Below are 15,016 nucleotides of genomic sequence, written 5' to 3'. Positions count from 1 at the left end.
TAACCGCAAATGTACGAATTAATGATAGAAAAACATTTTTCCTCAGCGCACCAGCTCAGGGGGTATAAAGGACGATGTGAAAAATTACACGGACACAACTGGAAGATACAGGTGTATGTGCTTGCTGAAAAGCTGAATGAGATAGACATCGCGATTGATTTCCACGAGATTAAAAGACTTACTGAGGAGGTGTTGACACCGCTTGATCACGGGTATCTTAATGAAATATTCCCTTTCACCGAGAAGAACCCGTCTTCTGAAAACATCGCAAAATGGATTTATGATTCTCTTAAAAAGAAGCTGAATAATGATAATATCAGCCTTTCCGCGGTCACGGTTTGGGAATCAGAACACGCCTCGGCGACATATTTTGAGGAATAAAATGAAAGTAGAAGATGAATAAAGGTTATGTAAAGTGCTATAATATAATAAAATTCCAATGAATATCAGAATCGCCATAGGGTGTCACAGTTATCTCCTTGGAGAAGGAATCAAGAGACTCTTCAGGGAAGAAAAAGAAATAGACGTAATCTGTATTTTTGATGAAGGGATAGATATTTCCGAGATCCTGAAACTGGACCCCGATATTATCCTTGCCGACTTCAAGATATTCCGTTCCTTTCCGGAGGATTTCGACAGCAGCAACCAGTCAAAAATACTTCTCATATGCGACAGATCATGGATTTCGGATGCAGAGAAGAATATCCCGGAACTTCTTCTGAGGGGAGTGTACGGTATTCTTGCTCCTGATACTGATGCAGCAGTATTGAAAAAGGCCGTGAAGGTCGTCTATTCCGGTGAGCTCTGGCTCGACCGCAAATTAATAAAAAATGTCCTCTGCAATATGAACACTGTCGACAAGAAGATTGATCTTACAAAAAAAGAGAAAGAAATAGTCTCCCTTATATGCCACGGATACAGAAACAAAGAGATAGCCCAGAAACTGGATATCAGCGAACAGACGGTAAAGTCCCACTGTAACAGAATATTCAAGAAAGTCGGGGTATCCGACAGACTTCAGTTAGCCCTTTACACACACAAGATATGGCCTGGTCATATCTGAGGTTTTAAAACAAAAGTATTAATAACTATTCAAACTTTTATCACAGTAATTCACTCTTTTGGGTAATTGAAATATTCTTTCTTTTGTAGTATTTCTTGTACAAGTTACTGGAATTGAGGAAAATAAAATATTCCGGGGATTTTGCCCGTGCGGATTCCGCTGGCGGGGTAATACAGATTCAAAAGATTCATGGTTTGAGGTAAATGATTTGATATTGCGGCTGACATGTCCGGGTTGCAGAAAGGATGCATATACTGCGTCTGTGGAGGCTTTCAAGCCATGTCCCTTCTGCGGGATTATTTTCAGCGGGAAGCACGGTTCCGAGAAAAGAAAAGGCTACCGTATAAGGAAAGAGATACCATTTCTTTTCTCCCACAATGGACAGTTCCTTGAAGCAAACACGGTTGATATTTCTGACGGCGGGTTCAGTATAAGGATTTTCGGTCAACTCGCTCTTCCTGTTGGCGATATCATGAACCTGAGCGTGCAAAGTTCTTCGATAAAGGCAGAGGTCATGTGGGTCTACAATGATCCTGTCACCTCAACAGCCATGACAGGGTTAAAGATAATCGACGGGAGACTGAATCTCTGAATATCCGGCATCCAGATTTTTCCCAGATTCAATTTTTTCCTACCCCGGTAGGATTTTTTTTTGTTCCTATTGGGAATACAATAGGAATCAGGGGAGTAAAATTCTATGGAAGACGGAAAAAGAAGAAAGAACCGGAAACTGGCATTCCAGAATACAGAATATGTCATTGTTTCCCCTGGCTCACAAAGACCCTGCAATGGTATTGTTATGGACGCAAATGAATTCGGACTATGTCTTTTAACCGCTTCTCAACTCAGAGTCGGACAAAGTGTCATCATAAAAAATACCCCAATCGGTACAGACATACCTGCGGTAGTGCGATGGAGTCATAAATACGACGAAATCTGTTACAAGAATGGTCTTGAATTCACAAGCGATCGGGAAATCACGCTGTCAAAAGAACACAGGATGCACGAAAGAATCAGAATACGCAATCAGGATGTTGTGTGCAGAATGGCTATCGCTGACTGTATCAAAATACTCGATATGAGTCTGAGCGGCATATCTCTTGAAACCGACAGGAGACTGGATATCAACAGAGAATATACGTTTCACCTGCACCATGGGGGAAGGGTACTTCCTGTCAAAGGAAACATTGTGTGGTCGACGCTGATTGCCGGCCCGGGAGATAAAAAGGGCAATACTACAACCTACAGGGTGGGTATCAAACTCACGAGCATTCCGGATTCAATGCAAAATGTCATTGATTCTCTGTCTCAAAATAAAGGGAGAGAGGAGCCGAAGGAATATTTCTCCCTGAGCCTTGATGAGCTTGGCATCCAGGGAGAAGAAAAAGAATACCTGGAAACTGCCCTCTCTCTCCTCATGAAATCGCATACATAGAGATACAGCCCCCAAAATTCAGTTACAGGAGACAGTAATCAGATAACATACGTCTTGCCTGTTGTGTCATCATTGCGGACACCCGTCAGAAATGGTACTTTGAAGCGGGCAAAGTATTTTCATTCCGGGAGATTCCAGCAAAAACTACGTCATTTTTGGTAGAATTATTTTCTCATGCAATGACGATGAGAAATCGATAAGACGAAATTCAATTTATACTGATAATGGAGGATATGTTTATGGATTACTTCTTGACCGAAGACCAGATAATAATAAGGGGTCTTGCACGACAGATAGCGGAGGAAAAAGTGGTTCCTGTCAGAGAGGAACTTGACGAGAAGGAGGAATTCCCCTGGGATATTATGAAGGTGCTTGCCCAGTCAGATCTTTTCGGGCTTTTTATCCCCGAGGAATACGGGGGATTGGGGAAGGGGAGTCTTGATTTGTGTCTTGCGGTTGAAGAACTGTCAAGGGCATGTCTTGGAGTTGCAACAACATATGCGGCTAACGCACTTGGCACATATCCGGTGCTGTTTTTCGGATCCGATGAACAGAAGAATAAATATCTTTCTGATATCGCTTCAGGGAAAAGGCTGGTTGCCTTCGGTCTGACAGAGGCCAATGCTGGCAGCGATGCGGCAGGAATACAGACAACCGCAAAGCCCGATGGAAATGAATACGTACTGAATGGGACGAAACAGTGGATTACCAACGGTGGAGAGGCTGAAATCTATACGCTCATTGCCATAACTGACAAAGCCAAGGGTGCCAGGGGAGCATCTGCGTTTATTGTTGAGAAAGATACCCCGGGATTTACTTTCGGGAAGAAAGAGAAAAAAATGGGGATACGCGCCTCTTCGACCAGAGAACTGATATTCGACAATTGCAGGATTCCGAAAGAAAACCTTATCGGGAAGGAAGGACTCGGGTTTGTCATTGCCATGAGAACACTCGACCATGCAAGAGCCGGTGTTGGGGCGCAGGGGGTCGGCATAGCGCAGGGTGCTTTTGAAGAGGCGGTGAAGTTTGCACGGCAGCGGATACAGTTCGGACATCCCATAATCAGCTTTCAGGCAGTTCAGCATATGCTTGCAGACATGGCCACAGAGATTGAGGCAGCACGGGCGCTGGTATATGCGGTTGCGCGATATATCGATAACGGGGCAAAAGAAATCTCGAAGGTCTCCGCAATGTCAAAGGTATTTGCAACGGATATGGCAATGAAGGTTACTACGAATGCTGTACAGGTTATGGGCGGCTCCGGATACATGCGAGAGTACCCTGTGGAGAAGATGATGAGAGACGCCAAAATCCTGCAGATATATGAAGGGACTAATCAGATACAGAGGAATGTCATCGGACAGGCTTTAATACGTGAGGCAGCAAAGAAATAGCCCTGAGTGCCGTGTAACAGGGCTATTTCTTCCTTGAGAAGCAGCAAAAATACTATACAATTACTTGCTTATTCCCTCTCCGGTGAGAATTTCCGGATGCATCTCCACCGCCGCATCTTTCATGGTATTTTCAATAAATTCAGCAACTTTTGTTTTTATCTGATCCTGTGAAAGCTTCTGATTGATCCGTTCTTTTGCCGCATCAAAGGGTTCAACTGACGCTTCCTTCTTCTCCTCAACCCTAATGATATGGTATCCGAATTGTGTCTCTACCACATTACTTGTTTCTCCGGGCTTCATAGAGAAGGCAATCTCCTCGAAAGGCTTTATCATCCTTCCTCTCGGAAAAAACCCCAAATCACCTCCCTTTGTCTTCGAGCCCGGGTCTTCAGACATTTCTGAGGCAAGTTTTGCAAAGTCTTCTCCGGACTTGATCTTTTTGAGAATATCCTCTGCTTTTTCTCTGGCTTTTTTCCTGTCGTCTTCAGGAGATGATGCATCCAGTCTTACCAGGATATGGCTCGCCTTTACCATTTCCGGTATTTTGAACTCATCCTTATGGGCCTCATAATACGATTTCATTTCACTTTCGGAAACAGTTATCTTATTGGCGATCTCTCTTTTCAGATATTCATTTGCGAGAAAATTATCGGTAACGATCTTTAGCTGTTCCTTCACATCAGCCCTATTATCAAAACCTTTCTTTCTGGCAAGATCAGAGATGACAGTGCTCTGCACAATCTGATTCAGGAGCGTCTCTTTCAACTGAGGATTCTGTTCAAAGAGTTTCTGTCTGTCTGTGTCAACATATCCAAGGATTCTCTCAAAGTCAGCGAGGGTAATTTTTTTCTCTCCGATTTTCGCAACAACATCACTTTCCTTTGCCACAGTCTGACCATGAAAAAACATGGTCATCAGGAATACTATTACTGCGATACATCCGTACTTGCGCATATAATTTCCTCCTTATGAATTCATTTCAGATACGGAACGGTGAGCTATATAAACATAATAAATTTTTAAAAGTCAAATGCATATTAATGCATTATCTGCACAGGACGCAGGAAGAAAGGCCGGGAGAAAGAACCGCTTGTTTTGCTATAATCACATAAAAGTAATGTAAGTGAGTTAAAACCCAGTGTTCAAGAAAAAGAGTATCGGAGAACTGCTGATAGAGTACGGAAAAATTACGCGCGATGACCTCGAAGAGGGCTTGCGGGTCCAGAAAGAATTCAATCTCAGGATTGGGGAAACGCTCATTAGGCTGGGAAAGATAACCAGTGATGATATTGAATGGGTATTGAGCAAACAACTCGATATACCGTTCGTGATAGTCGAGAATATTGCTCTCGATACGAAATTGATGAGCAGATTTTCCGAGGGACTTCTTACCAGAAACAGAATATTGCCGCTTTATGAGACTGATGATGAAATCGCGATTGCTACGGATGACCCTCTCAATAATGATGTTTTTCAATCCATGGAGGAGTTTTCTGGCAAAAAAATAAAGCTCTCCTCCGGTAACGGAGAGAAGATAAGAGAAATATTAATGGAGTTTTTCAGGCGCAAAGGAATCCCTGCGTTAATGAGCAGTATTAAAAAAGTTCTGGAGCGACTGGAAGGAACCTCTTTCTGCCGGATAGATTTTGTCACAACCGAAAACAATACAGAGATAAATGTATTCGGATTGGGAATTCTGAAAAAAATGGAGGTTCTGAGCGAGTCGTATACCAGTGAACAGGTATTCGAATCGTTCGAATCCCTGGGGATAGGCTTTTTGTATGAAGTCCATTTGAATGACACAACGATGTTTTTATCGGTATTCCCCATGTTGAACAGGAATGAGAATGTGTGTTTCCCCGCCGTAATAGGGACTTTTGGCTTGTTCATTCCGGAGGAATTCACATTTTCAGATATGAGAGCACATCGTCTGCCCGGGTTTTTCCAGTCACAAAGACCTGTTTACGGATATCTTTTTTTCTCAATGAAGCACAGTGAGCACAGTGCTCTGATCACTGACAAAACAGTGTATATCCCGGATTCTGCGCCGGAAGAGTTCATGAGCATTTATGTCAGCATGCCGGTTCCTGAAGTGTGCAGTTCCTGCAGGGGATCGGGGTGCAGGTCATGTAATGAACTTGGATATGTTTTTAATAGACGGTTGGAAGGTAATTATTCTCCCAGTGAAATCAAGAAAATAATAAACGGTCACAGAATATGGCAAAAATAGACAGGTTTTTCCAGTATATGATCGAAAAAAATGCCAGTGATCTGCATATGAGTGTAGGTGCAAAACCACTCATAAGAAGACACGGGGAACTTGAGGAGATCAATTTTCAGGTTCTGACAAATGAAATCTTGAGAGAATTGCTTTTCGATCTGCTTACGGAAGACCAGAAGAAGCGGTTCGTTGAAGAGAAAGACCTTGATTTTGCATATGAAATACCATCTGTTGCAAGGTTCAGGGCAAATTTCTTTCTCCAGAAAAGGGGCTTTGGTGCAGTGTTCAGGGTAATCCCGAGCACAATACTTTCTGTCGAAGACCTTGGACTTCCGAAGCAGGTACTGAGGTTTGCAGATCTCAGCAGGGGGCTGGTTCTTGTGACAGGACCTACGGGAAGCGGAAAATCCACGACTCTGGCTGCGATAATCGATTATATCAACAGAAACAGGAAAGACCATATTCTGACCATCGAAGATCCGATTGAATTCGTCCATCAGAATAAAAGTTGTCTAGTCAACCAGCGGGAGGTAAGCACGCATACGGGGTCATTTGCGGCAGCCTTACGCGCAGCGCTCAGGGAAGACCCCGATGTTATTCTCGTCGGGGAGATGAGGGATCTGGAAACGATTGAGCTTGCCATAACTGCCGCTGAAACAGGGCATCTCGTCTTTGGTACTCTTCATACGAGTTCAGCTTCAAAAACCGTTGACCGGGTCATCGATGCGTTTCCTGCGGGACAGCAGGCACAGATACGAACTATGCTTTCGGAATCGATGAAAGGAGTTATTGCCCAGCAGTTGCTGAAGAGAGCCGATAAGGCCGGGCGCATAGCCGCGATAGAACTGCTTTTTGTGAATGTCGCGATTGCCAATCTTATCAGGGAGGGAAAGACGTTTCAGATACCTTCCATGATACAGATGGCAAAGGCAGATGGCATGCAGCTTCTTGACCAGGCGATTATGGAACTCATGATGCAGAAAGTAGTATCTCCGGAAGAGGCATATGTGAAGGCAAACGACAAGAAGCCATTCGAAAGGTTTTTGAAACAGGGCTGATCCGGACATTTTCAAAACAAGGCGTATCAAATCTCATGGTGACAGTCCGTAAAGCACTGCATTGATTATCTTGAGCGTAAGATCGAATTCTGACGTGGTTTCAAATGTTTGAGGCAGACGGGAGTCATGTACCATTAAGGATTTTTCGATCTTTTCGTGTTTCACATCGAAATGTTCCTGAAAAGCAGCAATCTCGGTTTCTCCCGAATCAAACGTGCTGAATCTCACCGATCCTGATAGCCCGCCTATTACATCTCTTTTCGGAAAAAATTCGGCCTTTAATGTTCCCAAATAGTAGGTTTTTCCATTTTCAGGGACTGTGAAGGCAACCTTTGGTACGAATAAGTAATTGCCTGACCAAGGATCACGATATGCTATTTTATTCATCAGAAATGTGCCTGAAGGGAGAGTCCACACGAAAAAGCCATTTTCGCCGACTTCAGTTACTGTTCTGGCTTTGTCCTCCAATCTTACAAGATGGGGAGTAAGGGACATCCTGAATATCCCCTTGCCAATTCGCTTCTCGTCACCGGCTTCAATCCATTGTATCCTTCCAAAAACCACCGAACTGTTTCCGATGGCACTGATCTGCTTCAATTCCTCCGTGTCTTTTATGTTCTTTGCATGTGTGCATCCGCTTAAGACAATCGCAAGCCACAGGTATAATGCAAGATGCAAGTATTTCAAGAAGAGCATATCTCACGCTTCCTATTCTTCAGGATGATTTGTCCGTGTAAACATAATCTTTTTGACGGCGTATGATGAACCACTCGGAAGAAGCAGCAGTTGCCGTAAGTGCGTATAAAATTGCGGCAATATGCAAGCCTGACTGGTCAACTGACAGAATTACTAAGGACAGCACAAGCAAACATATCCCAGGCATAAGAAGCTTCCAGTCTTTCCAATACAACAATGATATCACAAGTGCTGAAGGGACAGCGACGAGAGAAATAGAGAGAAAAAGATATAAGGCTGTTTCTCCCACAGACAGAAGGGTTTCATTCATCTGAGGAAATATGCGTGTCATTTGATCGCCTGTCCAGAATAAAAGAAATGTGCCAACCATGTATCCGTGAATACCAAAAGCCGTATCATATACCCGTCTTTTGTACATTGTGCCCGATGGAAATTCCAAAAGTTACACATGGTTTCTGAGCATCAGTTCCACAGGATGTAGGTTGAGATAAAGCTGTTGTGTGAGGTAGGGTTCATTGAACTTTCTGACAAAATGATTGATGAGCACAACAGGAACTATCAGGGGAACAAACCCCTTATGATAGTGCTCTATGACCTCAAGCAGTTCCTTTTTCTCATCCGGAGAAAGTACCTTTTTGAAATAGCCTGCAATATGCAGCAGGACATTTGTATTCTTCTTAACCGTGGCCAAAAGATGCAGGCTTTCCATGAGAAGACTGACATATCGGGGAAAAAGTTCTTTCCGCTCATAGTGTTTTGCACTTGCAGCGAGTTTTCCCAGAGCACTCAGGTGTTTTGGACTGTGGGACATGATAAGAAGCTTGTGTTTTGTGTGAAAGGCAACCAGATCTTTTATGGAGCTTCCGCTGTGCAAAAAATCCTTCCAGCGTTGGTAGACAAAGACCTTTTCGATAAAATTCTCTCTGAGACCCGGATCATGCAGGCGCCCGTCGTCAATTACAGGGATAAGGGGAAATTTCCGGATAAATGCTCCCCCGAATATCCCGGCTCTCTTGCGGCCTGGTGTGCCGGTTTCCGAGTATACTGTCACTCCTCCTATTCCTGAACTCGGTGACTTGCTTTTAAATATAAACCCGCAGAGATCTTCCTTTTCGAGTTGTTTCAGTTTTGCCTCTGACCATTTATGCATTCCGTCCGTGTGATCTGTCCCTGTCCGGACTGTTACAAGACGAGGGTCCTGCGGGTCTCCGGTGAGATGCATCGCTTCCCTTGGGACAGGAAGGCCGTATTCCACTTCAGGGCAGACCGGAGTCCACAAGAAATATTTGCCGAGCGTATCCGTGATATAGCGGTCACGTTTGTGCCCACCGTCGTAACGGACATGTTCTCCAAGCAGGCAAGAGCTGATGCCGATCCTGATTTTTTCCATTTTATACTATTCTAAGAGGCATGCTTTATAGTTGCAAGCGCAAAATCCGGAATCTGAAAAGCCGGTAGCCATAAGGTTAAGGAAAAAATTACAATATAGGAGCTCATCTGGTTACTTCTATGATGATAAAAGAGACGATATTGATCAATGCTCCTATGGAAAAAGTATGGGATACGTTCACAGACCTGACCTGCTGGACGAACTGGAATACCGTATTGCAGAATGTGAATTCTGCGGCAGAATGTCTTATAGGTGGCAATGATATCAAATGCTGTTTCCGTCCCTTCTGGTTTCCGATCAACGTCAGGATCAGGATTGAAGAAATCAGGAAGTATGACCGGGTCGTCTGGACCGCGCAAAAGAAAGGCCTTTTTGCATTTCATGAATTCTTCTTCCAGACACAGGAACAGGCAATCCTTGTGACGAGCAAGGAGACGTTTACCGGACTGCTTGCAAGTGCTTCAGGATTTCTGCTTCCTGTGGGAATAATGAGGTCTCTGACGAAAACCTTTCTCTCTGACCTCAAGAAGGCTTCGGAAAAAGTATAACATGAATAGCAGCGTACAGATAATCATCACTCGGACAATCGGTGGTCAATAATCACAAATTATATGATGAAACGTTGATAATTCATTGACATGATTCTGAAAAGCGTGTAGATTACTGGCAAAACGCACGCTGATGCTCTCTTATAATCAATGCAATTCTTGATTGATATGACAATACTCACTGAGAACTGGTGGATCATCCTTCCGGCTTTCCTTGCATTTGTGTGTATAATCGGACTTTTCGCTGCGTATCTGAGAAGGAAAAAGGCGAAGAAGAAAGAATCTACAAAAGAAACACGGTACAGTGAAGAAATGAAAGAGGACATCATTAACCTTATGCAACGTATTGCGAAAATCGAGAAAGAATTCATTGAAAACATTCCCCCTCAGCTGAAGGGATTGGGCGAACAGATGCGGAATTTGGAAAGGACTGTAAAAGAACACAAATCGGAAAATAAACCGGTTGAGAGTGACGCTGAGAAAAAAAGTGCGCGCCTGCTGAATGCGATTCATCTGAATTTTCCTCAAATAAAATTGCTGGAGAAACTGGAACAGTACAGTCAGCTTTCCCTAACCGCTGACGAGATAAGAAAAATCATTTCGGAAATACTGGAAAAAACACGGATGAGTCCGTATGCGATTGATGTGCAGTCAGGAGAGGACAGGAAAAACCCCCGGGGCATCTTTGAAGAAGGTATTATTACGCAACTTTCCCACAAAATGTATGACATCGAGAAAAATATGAATGTGACCGTTGGCGATGAAAAAGCTTATGTGGTTCTGGGAAATTTCCAGTATGAAAAGGGTGATTTTATCCGGGCAAAAGACTACTATCTCAAGGCACTCACGATGAACCAATCTTATTCGCTTGCCCGATGCAACCTTGGCGCTTCGCTTCTGCATATGAACAAATACGAAGAAGCACTGGGAGAATTCGAAAAGACGCTCGAAAATGAACCGTATCACGCGAAAGCCTGGCATGGTAAAGGGATTGTGCTTGTAAGGCTCGACCGGTATGAGGAAGCCCTTTCATCATTCGGAAAAGCTGTGGAACTCACGCCGAATGATGCGCGGATATGGCACAGCAGCGGAGTTGTGCTGGCGAATCTTGGCCGATATGAGGAAGCTCTCAAGGCATACGAAAATGCGATTGAATTGAATCCAGACTCGCCCGATACCTGGTATAACAAGGGGGTTACCCTGATTCAGCTCGGACTTCATGAAAAAGCCCTGAAGGCATATGAGCATAACATAAGGCTGAAGCCCGATTCTTACAATGCGTGGTATAACAAGGGCCTTGCCCTTGGAAGACTCGGGCGGTATGAGGATGCCCTCATGGCGTACGATAAGGCGATTTATCTCAAGCCTGATTTCACTGATGCGCTTTACAATAAAGCCTGTCTGCATGCTTTTACAGGTGACAAGGAAAAAGCTCTGAAAGATCTGAAAAAAGCCATTTTGCTCAATCCCGACTACAGAAATACCGCCGGAGAAGATGACGACTTCAGAAGCCTTGCAGAAGACGAGGATTTCAAGAGGATTCTCAATAACTGAAAAGCTGATTGCAGGAGCCAGAAGTTTTATGCAGTGCTGTTGAACATCCGCCCGCACATACGTTTGCCAAATATCCATCCTTTTCCTATAATTGAAATTGTAAAGTGTGAAGAAAAAGGATTGAGGGATTTCTCATGCCACAGGAAAGAATCAGAATAATTATCCAGGATATTGTCCTCGACGCTGAATTATATGATACAAAAACCGGAAGGGCAATAGCAGATGCGCTGCCAATAGAGTCATACCCGGAAGAGTGGGGTGATGAGTTCTATTTTGATATACCGGTTGAGATGCCCCTTGATGAAACCGCTACGACCAAGGTAAAGGTTGGAGACATCGGCTATTGGCCTCCAGGCAATGCACTGGCGATTTTTTTTGGCCCGACCCCGATTAGCAAAGGCTCTGAGCCGGTTCCTGCAAGCGATGTCAACCTTGTCGGAAAGATATTCGGCGACCCTGCAGTTCTGAGACAGGCCAAAGGGGCAAAGAAGATCAGGATAGAAAAGACGTGATCTTCCCAGACTCAAGAAGCATCCTGGTTCCAAGAAATGCCTGCACAAGATACAGCAGGATGAGTATTATCCCGAGGATGAAATGTCGGTCTCTCCATGCAGGTTTCCGGACAGATATCTTCCGTGATGCAAACACAACCGCAAGAATACACAGCGTGATGAGCATACCTGCAATGAAATGGGGAGGACGTGCAAATATCTTTCCTTCATCGATATATACGATCGTCATTCCCGCAAAGAAACCTGAAATGCCCAGGAAGGCCAGAACTGGTCCCAGTATTCTGTGTTTTCTTGAGAGATCCGACGGCGGACTTCCCCCCGCTAATCTCTCCTTTCTTATTCTCAGCCCGAGCGTAGCCTGATAAAGAAAAAAAAGCAGAACAACTGCATTATAAACGCCGTGCACATACTTGAGCAACGGAGTAAACACAGTTATGTTCATAAGTAGCCTCCCTGCCCGTCAGTTTGAATTGGAAAGATGTTTAGGCATCTTCTGTACCTTGAGACTTTTTTGGGTCTTCTATACAATAGTAAAAAGCGGACAGCTCGTATTTATTCCAGATATCGCACAGTCCGCAGTTGCAGCCCGATTTCTGTTTAGGGGAACCGCTCTTGGCGCGCGCGCAAAACAACAATTCACCCTTGACACCGGGGTAAGAAGGGCACGTGCCACAAAATCTGATGCAGATTGTCTCATTTTCAGAATTGTCTTCTACTTTCGACATGGTAATAATTCCTTTCCCGGCATATTATTGAACAGGTAATTATATGCCGCAAAATTTTGATTCCGGACTGTGAGGACAATGGATCACAGATAGTCCCTTTTCGAAATCAATATGGAAAGCTGTCCGATTTACAAAAGGCGAGGAGGACGACAGAGATCTTTTCCCTGGTGCTTTAATTGATTGTTTCTTCATTTTGCTGTTTGTGCAGATACATGGGTTTTCCGCATTCCGGACAGATACTAATTTTTTCAAACTTGTGCAAATATTCAAACACCGCAGATATGAAACTCGCATGACTCCAGGTAAGTGGAGATACGGAAACAGGATGGTTTGTATATGGGTGGACTTGCTCTGCAAGAACACCGGAGTTCAGGGCCCGTGAGGCTACCCACTCGAGAATAGGGATAGCCTCACGGAGTTCTTGAGGAGTTTTTGCTTTCGCGATATACCATTGAGCAAGCCATATAGTACATATAAACCAGGGATTACCGGGTACTTTGTCCATATCGTCAGTAACCTTATGGTATGTATCTCCTTCATACCTTGCTATTCCTCCCACATCGGTCTTTACCGAGAGACGCTCTTTGATCGCACACATGGTATTCACAATGCGCTCGTCATCAGGTTCAAATACTCCGAAATAAAAGGGTGCATAAATGCTGGCATCTACGGCAAAGTCGATATTGAAAGATCCGTCTTCGCCGGGCAGTATTGTTTTGACAAATCTCTTGAGTTCATTGTGATAAAGATACTTGTCCATTGCCCGTTTCACTTCGTCAGAAGCATTTCTGTAAATGATACTCCTTCTTTTGTCACCGAAAAAGTCTGCAAACTTCTCTGCGGCTTTTAACCCAGCATAAACTGCAGAAACGGTAAAGGTATGAATGCCCCATTTTTCTTCCCACAGGTCGTAGGAGGGCAGGGGGAGTCCGGTTTTTTCCTCTCTGTACGATGCAAGAAAATCTCCGCATCGTATCACCATTTCCTTGTACTGCTGTATGATAAACTCTATATCTCTGTATTTATCGAAATGAAACCACAATGCCCAGATGATAAGGCCTGTGCCGTCTTCCTGAATAGGGAGACGTTTTTTGCTGTCTGTCAGCCATGGATGCCACGAGCTTCCGAGAGATTTGTCGGGATTATACTTATGCAGGAAGTATCCTACCGATTCCTTTCCCACCCTTATGATATCAAGACAAAAATTGAAGAAATCCCTGGTTAGACCAAAATATCCTGCCATATCAAGGGCATATGCGGTGAGTGCACCGTCTCTTGGCCACATGTAGCTATATGTATCTCGTGCGAAGTGCTGTATGTCTGAATCGTTTCCTGCTATGATCGCCCCTCCCGAATCAATATTAGTTCTTAATATAAGTAGGCTTTTTTTGTAAAGATTAACCACGTTCAGGGGAAGGGGTGAAAAATTGATATTGTCCTTATTGACCCATGCCTTCCAATAGTTTTCCGTTCGCTTGATAAAATATTCGGTTCCGTGACCTGATATCATTTTGTTCAGGTTGCTGACCATCGCATAGTTATCACCAACACAGGTCCAGTAGTAAACTGTCTCATTGCGGGAAGGCGATACCTTTATCGAAAAAGAGAGTGTTGAATCTACTGAGCCCTGTGATATAGAGTTTTTTTCGAGGATACCGTCTTCTGCATCTTTCCAAGTGCCTTCCATCCCATGGAATTCCTTCACCCCGATAGCATACTGGTCAAGCTCCTGAACATTGTGCCGTATCCCACTCATTAGAAAATACCGGTTCCCCTTGTAATGGATCAACGCCCTCTCATCAGGATCATAATAGGCTGTATCACCTGTTGATGATTCGGAGATGTGATAATCATGGTGGAAAAATATCCGCACTTCTCGTTCCCGATCAAGGAGATTTTTTACGATTATTTTCCTTATATAGATATTTTCCCAGTAATCGACAACATCATGGCATTGAAGTTCTATGCCAAGGGGTTTAGAGGTTGCATTGACATTTGTCAGAAGGCTTTCGCTGACATAATTCAAATGAAGTTCCCATGTAGTCCGATTCACCCATTCAAAATGTCCCTCTGACCATGCCCCAAATCTGAATTTATGACCTTCTGTATGATTTTCCCTGCCTGCATGGGGATAGTAGATATCCCTGAGGCAATAATCGTGATCAAATGTAATGAGGAGCTTGCCATTTCCTATCGGAATATCCCGGGGCATAGGTTTTTTTCCTTTCTTTCAGGAGCGGCCGCAGCAAAGCCTGCCACTCTATTTATCCTGTCTATTTATCCGCAAAAAAAAAGGATAATTCAGCTTAAACCTTTTTCATAGCATTCGATAAAAAAAATTATCAACATCTGTTTCATATTGCATAAATAGGATTCATACATTTTTCTTTTTTGCATGTTGCATGTCTTAAACGATCCAT

At 43.8% G+C, this 15,016-nt stretch carries 17 protein-coding genes; 11 read left to right on the top strand and 6 right to left on the bottom strand.

Annotated elements, in window-relative coordinates; genetic code table 11:
• Positions 1-21: 21 nt before the first annotated feature.
• The 5 genes from queD to AB1552_03275 all read left to right on the top strand — a co-directional run bounded on the left by queD (position 22) and on the right by AB1552_03275 (position 3,892).
• A complete protein-coding gene (gene queD, locus AB1552_03295) occupies positions 22-381 on the top strand; it encodes a 6-carboxytetrahydropterin synthase QueD (GenBank protein ID MEW6052803.1) in 360 nt (119 codons plus the stop codon).
• A gap of 58 nt (positions 382-439) precedes the next feature.
• Entirely contained in the window at positions 440-1,063 is a 624-nt protein-coding gene (locus AB1552_03290; GenBank protein ID MEW6052802.1) for a response regulator transcription factor, read from the top strand.
• 262 nt (positions 1,064-1,325) lie between these two features.
• Positions 1,326-1,655 (top strand): PilZ domain-containing protein, encoded by a 330-nt coding sequence (locus AB1552_03285; protein MEW6052801.1) that lies wholly within the window; start codon positions 1,326-1,328, stop codon positions 1,653-1,655.
• Positions 1,656-1,760: 105 nt separating this feature from the next.
• Positions 1,761-2,498, top strand: a complete 738-nt coding sequence (locus tag AB1552_03280) for a PilZ domain-containing protein (protein ID MEW6052800.1) — start codon at positions 1,761-1,763, stop codon at positions 2,496-2,498.
• 239 nt (positions 2,499-2,737) lie between these two features.
• Positions 2,738-3,892, top strand: a complete 1,155-nt coding sequence (locus tag AB1552_03275) for an acyl-CoA dehydrogenase family protein (GenBank protein MEW6052799.1) — start codon at positions 2,738-2,740, stop codon at positions 3,890-3,892.
• 60 nt (positions 3,893-3,952) lie between these two features.
• Here the strand turns inward: AB1552_03275 and AB1552_03270 are convergent, their stop codons facing one another.
• Positions 3,953-4,846: a peptidylprolyl isomerase gene (locus tag AB1552_03270; GenBank protein ID MEW6052798.1), complete on the bottom strand. Its 894-nt coding sequence runs from the start codon at positions 4,844-4,846 to the stop codon at positions 3,953-3,955.
• 184 nt (positions 4,847-5,030) lie between these two features.
• Between AB1552_03270 and AB1552_03265 the strand changes: the two genes are divergently transcribed.
• On the top strand, positions 5,031-6,122 hold the full coding sequence (locus AB1552_03265) for a hypothetical protein (GenBank protein MEW6052797.1): 1,092 nt from the start codon (positions 5,031-5,033) through the stop codon (positions 6,120-6,122).
• The gene (locus AB1552_03260) at positions 6,110-7,171 is read left to right on the top strand and encodes a type IV pilus twitching motility protein PilT (GenBank protein ID MEW6052796.1); all 1,062 of its coding nucleotides are present in this window, start codon (positions 6,110-6,112) and stop codon (positions 7,169-7,171) included. The genes AB1552_03265 and AB1552_03260 overlap by 13 nt, the downstream gene beginning before the upstream one ends.
• Positions 7,172-7,204: 33 nt before the next feature.
• On the opposite strand, the gene AB1552_03255 is transcribed toward AB1552_03260, so the two are convergent.
• Complete coding sequence (locus AB1552_03255; protein MEW6052795.1) at positions 7,205-7,867, bottom strand: hypothetical protein; 663 nt, start codon at positions 7,865-7,867, stop codon at positions 7,205-7,207.
• A gap of 62 nt (positions 7,868-7,929) precedes the next feature.
• On the opposite strand from AB1552_03255, the gene AB1552_03250 reads away from it, so the two are divergent.
• Complete coding sequence (locus AB1552_03250; protein MEW6052794.1) at positions 7,930-8,181, top strand: hypothetical protein; 252 nt, start codon at positions 7,930-7,932, stop codon at positions 8,179-8,181.
• Between the two features lie 128 nt (positions 8,182-8,309).
• On the opposite strand, the gene AB1552_03245 is transcribed toward AB1552_03250, so the two are convergent.
• Positions 8,310-9,257 (bottom strand): DUF523 and DUF1722 domain-containing protein, encoded by a 948-nt coding sequence (locus AB1552_03245; protein MEW6052793.1) that lies wholly within the window; start codon positions 9,255-9,257, stop codon positions 8,310-8,312.
• A 119-nt stretch (positions 9,258-9,376) separates the two neighbouring features.
• Between AB1552_03245 and AB1552_03240 the strand changes: the two genes are divergently transcribed.
• The 3 genes from AB1552_03240 (at position 9,377) to AB1552_03230 (ending at position 11,871) form a co-directional block, all read left to right on the top strand.
• A complete protein-coding gene (locus AB1552_03240; GenBank protein ID MEW6052792.1) occupies positions 9,377-9,805 on the top strand; it encodes a hypothetical protein in 429 nt (142 codons plus the stop codon).
• A gap of 168 nt (positions 9,806-9,973) precedes the next feature.
• Positions 9,974-11,359, top strand: coding sequence for a tetratricopeptide repeat protein (locus AB1552_03235; protein ID MEW6052791.1), 1,386 nt, complete (start codon positions 9,974-9,976; stop codon positions 11,357-11,359).
• A gap of 134 nt (positions 11,360-11,493) precedes the next feature.
• Positions 11,494-11,871: a cyclophilin-like fold protein gene (locus AB1552_03230; protein MEW6052790.1), complete on the top strand. Its 378-nt coding sequence runs from the start codon at positions 11,494-11,496 to the stop codon at positions 11,869-11,871.
• Here the strand turns inward: AB1552_03230 and AB1552_03225 are convergent.
• From AB1552_03225 to AB1552_03215, 3 genes are all read right to left on the bottom strand, one after another.
• A complete protein-coding gene (locus tag AB1552_03225; protein MEW6052789.1) occupies positions 11,852-12,313 on the bottom strand; it encodes a DUF4079 domain-containing protein in 462 nt (153 codons plus the stop codon). The two genes, AB1552_03230 and AB1552_03225, sit on opposite strands and share 20 nt — an antisense overlap.
• A gap of 40 nt (positions 12,314-12,353) precedes the next feature.
• The gene (locus AB1552_03220; protein ID MEW6052788.1) at positions 12,354-12,596 is read right to left on the bottom strand and encodes a DUF2769 domain-containing protein; all 243 of its coding nucleotides are present in this window, start codon (positions 12,594-12,596) and stop codon (positions 12,354-12,356) included.
• A 172-nt stretch (positions 12,597-12,768) separates the two neighbouring features.
• Entirely contained in the window at positions 12,769-14,808 is a 2,040-nt protein-coding gene (locus tag AB1552_03215) for a glycoside hydrolase family 15 protein (protein ID MEW6052787.1), read from the bottom strand.
• Positions 14,809-15,016: the final 208 nt, after the last annotated feature.

This window comes from Nitrospirota bacterium, assembly GCA_040754395.1.
Classification (GTDB): domain Bacteria; phylum Nitrospirota; class Thermodesulfovibrionia; order Thermodesulfovibrionales; family SM23-35; genus JBFMCL01.
Note: the sequence above shows the minus strand (reverse complement) of the source record. Positions and strands in the feature narration are given on the sequence as shown.

Excerpts from the sequence above, each read along its gene's own strand:
- AB1552_03220 (MEW6052788.1), bottom strand. The coding sequence starts at position 12,596 with ATGTCGAAAGTAGAAGACAATTCTGAAAATGAGACAATCTGCATCAGA.
- AB1552_03250 (MEW6052794.1), top strand. The coding sequence starts at position 7,930 with ATGATGAACCACTCGGAAGAAGCAGCAGTTGCCGTAAGTGCGTATAAA.
- AB1552_03275 (MEW6052799.1), top strand. The coding sequence starts at position 2,738 with ATGGATTACTTCTTGACCGAAGACCAGATAATAATAAGGGGTCTTGCA.
- AB1552_03240 (MEW6052792.1), top strand. The coding sequence starts at position 9,377 with ATGATGATAAAAGAGACGATATTGATCAATGCTCCTATGGAAAAAGTA.
- AB1552_03255 (MEW6052795.1), bottom strand. The coding sequence starts at position 7,867 with ATGCTCTTCTTGAAATACTTGCATCTTGCATTATACCTGTGGCTTGCG.
- AB1552_03235 (MEW6052791.1), top strand. The coding sequence starts at position 9,974 with ATGACAATACTCACTGAGAACTGGTGGATCATCCTTCCGGCTTTCCTT.
- AB1552_03270 (MEW6052798.1), bottom strand. The coding sequence starts at position 4,846 with ATGCGCAAGTACGGATGTATCGCAGTAATAGTATTCCTGATGACCATG.
- AB1552_03225 (MEW6052789.1), bottom strand. The coding sequence starts at position 12,313 with ATGAACATAACTGTGTTTACTCCGTTGCTCAAGTATGTGCACGGCGTT.
- AB1552_03215 (MEW6052787.1), bottom strand. The coding sequence starts at position 14,808 with ATGCCCCGGGATATTCCGATAGGAAATGGCAAGCTCCTCATTACATTT.
- AB1552_03260 (MEW6052796.1), top strand. The coding sequence starts at position 6,110 with ATGGCAAAAATAGACAGGTTTTTCCAGTATATGATCGAAAAAAATGCC.
- AB1552_03245 (MEW6052793.1), bottom strand. The coding sequence starts at position 9,257 with ATGGAAAAAATCAGGATCGGCATCAGCTCTTGCCTGCTTGGAGAACAT.
- AB1552_03280 (MEW6052800.1), top strand. The coding sequence starts at position 1,761 with ATGGAAGACGGAAAAAGAAGAAAGAACCGGAAACTGGCATTCCAGAAT.
- AB1552_03230 (MEW6052790.1), top strand. The coding sequence starts at position 11,494 with ATGCCACAGGAAAGAATCAGAATAATTATCCAGGATATTGTCCTCGAC.
- queD (MEW6052803.1), top strand. The coding sequence starts at position 22 with ATGATAGAAAAACATTTTTCCTCAGCGCACCAGCTCAGGGGGTATAAA.
- AB1552_03290 (MEW6052802.1), top strand. The coding sequence starts at position 440 with ATGAATATCAGAATCGCCATAGGGTGTCACAGTTATCTCCTTGGAGAA.